Here is a 6,665-nt window from a genome sequence, read left to right on the forward strand (position 1 = left end):
CCTAAAATTTGTATTCTTAGTGCTTTTATTCGTTGGAATTGTTTTTTATTGAAAGTCTTTTTCTTACAAGCATCTTTCCATTTTTTGAATAATAGAAATCTTTTCGGTATTTTACATGCGTAGTGTTTTTCTTGTGAAGCTTTTTAATTTTCAGACACAAGCCCGTATCTGTAAGCATTTGGCGACTTTCTTTTTTATCACTTGGGAGCTTGTAATCACGGATAGCGTCGTCAGGCGCAACTTTAAAGTTTAGTTGTTGAGTGAGTTTCATTTTCGACCCCGCTTTTAATTTAATTATAAAAACTTTGAGGCCTACTTGCCGGGATTTGCTTTAAAAAACTTCCCAAAAACGTTTGGGAAGTAAAGTTGGGAAGTTTTAGGGCGTTAAATTTGATAAATTTCGCGTTTAACGGTTTTCGTTAGTTAAATAAAAGCATGAATTTTGGGGATTTTTATCGGTTTTGTAAGTATCGTGGTGCGCTCGAAGGAATTCGAATCCCTGACCTTTTGAACCGCAATCAAATGCTCTATCCAGCTGAGCTACGAGCGCACTTTAAAAGAAATGTGAAGTATAGCCAAAGGTTTCTTAAATCTTTCATAAATTTTGACATAGTTGCTAAAAATTTTTATATTTTTGCATCCCCTACTACATCATATTCGCCGCAAGCCTATAAAATTTCAAATTTCTGCACCAAATTTGCCACATTTAACCATCTATAAAAAATCTTTATGTTATCTTACGCAACAAATTTAATTAAAACAAGCGTGCCTAGCTACCGAGCACTAAAATATATAAATAACGTAGGACAAGCTAAAAATTTAATAGCAAAAAGAGCAAATTTAAAGACGGCATAACAAAGATCGAGCTCTAAAAAAGCAAATTTCAAGCATCAGCAAGCAAAAAAGAGTAAAATTCAAAAAACGATAAGAAAGGAAAGCCAAGTGATACATAAAATTTTGATCGCAAACCGCGGAGAGATCGCCGTTCGCGTGATCCGCGCCTGCAAAGACCTACACATCAAAAACGTCGCCATCTACACCAAGCCCGACCAAGACTGCCTGCACGTCAAAATAGCCGACGAGGCCTACCAGATCGGTATAGACCCGATCAAGGGCTACCTAGACGCCAAGCGCATCGTCGAGGTAGCAAAAGCTTGTGGTGCGGACGCCATACACCCGGGCTACGGATTTTTGAGCGAAAACTACGAATTTGCCAAAGAGGTCGAGGATGCGGGGCTTGTTTTCATCGGACCTACCGCCGACGTCATCCGCAAAATGGGCAATAAAAACATCGCTCGCTATCTGATGAATAAAAACGGCATCCCTATCGTGCCGGGCACCGAAAAGCTAAACAACGAAACGATAGAAAACATCAAACTATACGCCGAACGTATCGGCTACCCGGTCATCCTAAAAGCTAGCGGCGGCGGCGGCGGACGCGGTATCCGCGTGGTGTGGAAAGAAGAAGAACTAGAATCTAGCTTTGAAAGCTGCAAGCGCGAGGCTAAGGCGTTTTTTAATAACGACGAAGTTTTCATGGAAAAATACGTCGTAAATCCGCGCCACATCGAGTTTCAAATTTTAGGCGACAAATACGGCAACATCATTCACCTAGCCGAACGCGACTGCTCGATCCAGCGCCGCCACCAAAAGATCCTCGAGATAGCGCCGAGTCCGACGATGAGCGAAAGCCTGCGAAAAAGCATGGGCGTGACCGCAGTCGCAGCGGCAAAGGCAGTAAACTACACCAACGCCGGCACGATCGAGTTTTTACTCGATGATTACAACAACTTTTACTTTATGGAGATGAACACCCGTATCCAGGTCGAGCACGGCGTAACCGAGGAGATCACGGGCGTGGATCTCATCGTGCGTCAAATTCGTATCGCGGCGGGCGAGATCCTAGATATGGAGCAAAGCGACGTGATCACGCAAGGCTTTGCGATAGAGGCGCGTATCACCGCCGAGGACGCATGGCAAAACTTCATCCCAAGCCCGGGCGAAATCACCGGCTACTACCCTGCTCTAGGCCCTTCCGTGCGCGTCGATAGCCACCTATATAAAGACTATCAGATACCGCCGTTTTACGATAGCTTGCTAGCTAAACTCATCGTCCGAGCCCCTAGCTACGATCTAGCCGTAAATAAACTAAAACGCGCGCTGGATGAGTTTACGATCGAAGGCAGCGTCAAAACCACGATCCCGTTTTTGCTCAGCATCAGCAAGGAGCGCGACTTTAGGCGAGGATTTTTCGACACGTCCTACGTCGAAAACAAGATGCCTACCCTGCTAGAAAAGATGAAAACCAAAGACAACGAGGACAACGAAGAGGTGATCGCCGCCATCGCTGCCGCGATACAAAGAGTAAAAGACGCTAGAAAATTTAAAGAGGAGCACGCGGATGAATGATTTTTTCGATAGTTTAAAGGATATAAAAAAAGAGCTGCAAAAGGAGCAAAATGCAAATTTGAGCTCAAATTCAGCCGCCAAAAACGCCGCAAAGCAAAATTTAAAGCCTGAGCCAAAAACTTTCAGCAAAGAAGAAGCCATCGCACACAAAGAGCAAAATTTGCGTGACGAGTTTCTAGCCTACGTCAAGGACGCGGATATCAAAAAGTGCTAGTCGTGCCGTTTTCCACCCTGCCTAGCCCCTGCCCCTACCTCAAGGACAGGGACTCGCGCATGGAGTATCGCTACATAGACGGCTGCGACTTTGCCGTAAACGACGCTCTAGCTAGGCGCGGCTTTAGGCGCTTTGGCAAATATTTCTCCAAGCCAAACTGCGCAGGGTGCCGCGAGTGCGTAAATATCAGGGTCGATGCGCTAAATTTTAAATTTAGCAAATCCGCCCGCCGTACGATGCGTAAAAACGAAAACACCAAAATCATCCTCACAAAGCCGCTCATAGACGACGCGCACGTGGCGCTATACAAAAAATATCATAAATTTATGCAGCAAAAGCGCGAGTGGAAGTACTACGAGCTGGACTTTCGCCGCTACTACGAGCTCTACGTCGCGGGGCACGCGGAGTTTGGCAAGGAGATAGCGTATTTTGCAGACGGCCGGCTCATCGGCGTCGATCTAGTCGATATCCTTAGCGACGGCATCTCGGCGGTTTATTGCTATTACGATCCTGATTTTGCAGACCTTAGCATCGGCAGATACTCGCTCTATCAGCAAATTTTACTAGCTAGGCAGCTAAATTTACGCTGGATATATCTAGGCTACTACGTCAAAGACTGCCCTAGCCTAGCCTACAAGGCCGACTACAAGCCCTACGAGCGCCTGTGCGAATACGTCCCGCTAGATGAAACGCCCGTGTGGGAAAAAGCGGAATAAAAAATGCTTTCAAATGCGTTTTATAAAGGCAAAATTTGATAAAAGTAAGTCAAAATCTAGAATCTCTAAGCATAGAAACATCAGACGCCGATCTGTTTTTCGAGCTGCAAGCGCTCATAAAGCGAAACTTCGCCAAGACGCTGGGGCAAAAAGGCAAAGTGATGTCGTTTTACGACGAAAACGAGAAGGTTCAGCGCAAATATTTCGTCAAATTTCTAAAAAAACTCTGCCAAAGATACGAGCTAAAAAACGTAAATTTAAACTTCGCCGAGTATAAAACGATCAAACTCCACTACATCCAACCAAACTCGCTAAAAGCCATGGTTTTCGTCGATGTCGCCTTCGTGCGAGGCGGAGCGATATTTAGCTTTGATCGCTCAAACGAGTCCTTTATCTCGCACATCATCAAGGGATTTGAGTCAAAGCAAATTTTATCCGCCGAGGGTCAAATCGCCATAAATATCGCAAATTTGGGCGAATGCGCGTGCCTAGAGGAGTTGTTTAACAAAAGCGAATATATGAAATTTTCAATCATCTTTAACTATAGCGAAGAGGAATTTGAAAAATTTAAAAAACAGATCAAAATCTGCGCCAAGAAAAACGAGGCCAAATTTGCCGCGCTGGCTAGCCTTTTCGAGGACCATTTTACGGTGCTTGGGTGTGATAAAAACGATAGCTTTGAGGAGGTGCGAAACCGCTATCTGGAGCTCGTCAAGGCCTATCACCCCGACTTTCACGCCGCGCTTAGCCCGGAGCTTTTGGACGAGTGCAAAACGCAGTTTCAGCGTATCCAAAACGCATACGAGAGCTTGAAGCCCTATTTTAAAGAGCTTGAGTCGGGCGTGGAGTAAATTTGTTTTTTCAAATTTGAGCAAATTTGACGAACAAACGGAGCTCGCGGGCGTAAAATCTAGCGAATATATAAACCATAAAAGCTCAAATTTTAAAAAATCCGCAAACCCGTCTAGCTCAAATTTACCCGCCGCGCAGGATTGCTTCATCGGCGATTCGCTTTTTATAAACGAGGGCGTTTGGCAGCCGCAGGCGGAGGCGGGCTTTATCTCGCAGGCTAGGCAGATAGAGCGCTGGGCGGATGCGGAGGGTAAAACCGTGGATATATTTTTGCCTTCAGGCACGGGCACGTCGGCGGCGTTTTTGGCTAAGCATGTCAAATTTGACGTTTTTACCTGTCCTTGCGTGGGCGACGCAAACTACCTAAAAAGCGAGATCGAGGCGCTGACGCCAAACTCGAAGGCGCGCATTTTGCAGCCGCCGAAAAAATATCATTTCGGCGATCTAAAGCCGGAGCTTTATCAAATTTGGCGCGAAGTATGCGAGCAAACGGGGATAGAGTTTGAGCTCATTTACGACCCTGTGGGTTTTTTAACGATGATGGCAAACCTGGGCGCGTTTAAAAACGAGATTTTATACATCCACCAAGGCGGTGCGCTCGGAAATATCAGTCAAAAACTAAGATACGAAAGAAAATTTAAGGAGACGAGATGAAGTTTTTACTCACTAGCAACGAAAATTTTAAGGACTATTTTGCGGCTTTGGTAAACCGCTCAAACGGCGATATGAGCGCGGTTATGCCCGCCGTTTCGCAGATACTGGACGACGTGCGCGCTAGAGGCGATGAGGCGCTTTTTGAGCAGATAGAGAAATTTGATCGCTGGAAACCCGACGCAAATAGCCTAAAAATCGGCACCGACGAGATGCAAAAGGCCTACGACGGTATAGATAGCTGCCTGCGAAACGCGCTAAATTTAGCCTTTGAGCGCATAAAAAGCTACCACGAAAAAAGCCTGCCAAAAACCTGGATGGAGCACGATGAGCACGGCGTTTTGCTAGGCGCAAAGTACACTCCGCTAGACCGCGCCGGACTATATATCCCCGGAGGCAAGGCCGCCTATCCTAGCTCGCTTCTCATGAACGCCGTCCCGGCCCTGGTCGCGGGCGTTGGGGAGATAGTAGTATGCACGCCTGCCGTCGGAGGCAAGGTAAATACGCTGCTTCTAGCAGCCATGCATATCTGCGGCATCAAGGAAGCCTATAAAGTGGGCGGTGCGTCGGCGGTAGCGGCGATGGCCTACGGCACGCAAACGATCAAAAAAACCGACGTCATCACGGGTCCCGGCAACATATACGTCGCGACGGCTAAAAAGCTCGTCTACGGCGAGGTAAATATCGATATGATCGCCGGCCCTAGCGAGATCTGCGTCATCGCCGACGAGAGCGCCGACCCTCGCCACATCGCCGTGGATCTGCTCTCGCAGGCCGAGCACGACGAGATGGCTAGCGCCGTGCTCATCACGCCAAATCAAGCTTTCGGCGCGGCGGTGCAAAGGCATATCAACGAGGAGATCAAGACTCTAGCTAGGCAGCCCATCGCGCAGGTTAGTATCGATAAAAAGGGCGCTATCATCGTAGCTAGCGACCTTGATGAGTGCGTGAGGCTGGCTAACGAGCTAGCGCCCGAGCACCTAGAGATCGCGACAAACGACGCGATGGAGCTGGCTAGGCAGATCAGGCACGCGGGCGCGATATTTATCGGACACTTTACGCCTGAAGCGATGGGCGACTATCTAGCCGGACCGAATCATACGCTCCCGACGGGCGGTAGCGCGAGATTTTACTCGCCTTTAGGGGTTGAAAATTTTATGAAGCGCACTTCGCTCATCTCGCTAAACGCAAAAGGCATAAGCGAGCTAGGAAATGCGTGCATGAAGCTAGCCGAGGCCGAGGGACTCGGAGCACATAAGCGTTCGGTCGCGGTTAGGCTCGAAGCTTTAAAATAGCGGCTTGGTTTTTTGGCACTTTTAAATGATTTTACAAATTTCGCCCGTCGATGGACTTTGCGTCCTATCTTGGGACGAAATTTGATAAAAAACATTTAAATTTGCTCAAAAATTCTTTGCCGCGAGTTTGGCATGCGAAATTTGGCGACTTTTATGAAGTGATTTTTCGGGCGCTTTTTGAAGGGCTAGTAAAAATAAATACTCACGGACGATCGGTCCGCTACGTTTTATTTTATGTCGCGACTTCAAAAATCATCTCAAGATATAACGCCTTTTTGTTTAAATTTACGGTTTTTGCGAATTCTTTGCCGCAAGCTTTGCACTTGAAATTTACAAAATAAACATACGAGCGGCTTGCTAAAATTTACGTTTTTATAAAATTTACGGCAATCTCGCAAAAGGAGACAAATGAGTCCGAAAAATCCCGTTTCAAATTTTATTTCAGCGGGTGATGAGATGCTTGCTTTTTTGTCCGCTTTGGGCGACGAGTGGCATTGCCGCGTGGTCAAAAATGGCTGCGTGTGTATC

6 protein-coding genes and 1 tRNA gene are annotated in these 6,665 nt (G+C 46.9%); 6 read left to right on the forward strand and 1 reads right to left on the reverse strand.

Annotated elements, in window-relative coordinates; translation table 11 throughout:
* Positions 1–473: 473 nt before the first annotated feature.
* Positions 474–550 (reverse strand) — tRNA-Arg (locus tag Q0338_RS08310).
* 392 nt (positions 551–942) lie between these two features.
* Here Q0338_RS08310 and Q0338_RS08315 point away from each other — a divergent pair.
* From Q0338_RS08315 to hisD, 6 genes are read left to right on the forward strand one after another with little or no spacing between them, the layout of a single operon-like run.
* Positions 943–2,409: an acetyl-CoA carboxylase subunit A gene (locus Q0338_RS08315; RefSeq protein ID WP_298058566.1), complete on the forward strand. Its 1,467-nt coding sequence runs from the start codon at positions 943–945 to the stop codon at positions 2,407–2,409.
* A complete protein-coding gene (locus tag Q0338_RS08320; protein ID WP_122873882.1) occupies positions 2,402–2,623 on the forward strand; it encodes a hypothetical protein in 222 nt (73 codons plus the stop codon). The genes Q0338_RS08315 and Q0338_RS08320 overlap by 8 nt, the downstream gene beginning before the upstream one ends.
* Positions 2,617–3,339, forward strand: coding sequence for an arginyltransferase (locus tag Q0338_RS08325; RefSeq protein ID WP_298086344.1), 723 nt, complete (start codon positions 2,617–2,619; stop codon positions 3,337–3,339). Before Q0338_RS08320 ends, Q0338_RS08325 begins: the two co-directional genes overlap by 7 nt.
* Before the next feature lie 35 nt (positions 3,340–3,374).
* Complete coding sequence (locus Q0338_RS08330; RefSeq protein ID WP_298086345.1) at positions 3,375–4,190, forward strand: adenylosuccinate lyase; 816 nt, start codon at positions 3,375–3,377, stop codon at positions 4,188–4,190.
* Entirely contained in the window at positions 4,171–4,845 is a 675-nt protein-coding gene (locus Q0338_RS08335; RefSeq protein WP_298086346.1) for a hypothetical protein, read from the forward strand. The genes Q0338_RS08330 and Q0338_RS08335 overlap by 20 nt, the downstream gene beginning before the upstream one ends.
* A complete protein-coding gene (hisD, locus tag Q0338_RS08340; RefSeq protein WP_298086347.1) occupies positions 4,842–6,137 on the forward strand; it encodes a histidinol dehydrogenase in 1,296 nt (431 codons plus the stop codon). The genes Q0338_RS08335 and hisD overlap by 4 nt, the downstream gene beginning before the upstream one ends.
* The last annotated feature ends 528 nt before the right edge of the window (positions 6,138–6,665 follow it).

It is taken from the genome of uncultured Campylobacter sp., from assembly GCF_938018145.1.
In the GTDB taxonomy this organism is placed as follows: domain Bacteria; phylum Campylobacterota; class Campylobacteria; order Campylobacterales; family Campylobacteraceae; genus Campylobacter_A.

Excerpts from the sequence above, each read along its gene's own strand:
- hisD (WP_298086347.1), top strand. The coding sequence starts at position 4,842 with ATGAAGTTTTTACTCACTAGCAACGAAAATTTTAAGGACTATTTTGCG.
- Q0338_RS08320 (WP_122873882.1), top strand. The coding sequence starts at position 2,402 with ATGAATGATTTTTTCGATAGTTTAAAGGATATAAAAAAAGAGCTGCAA.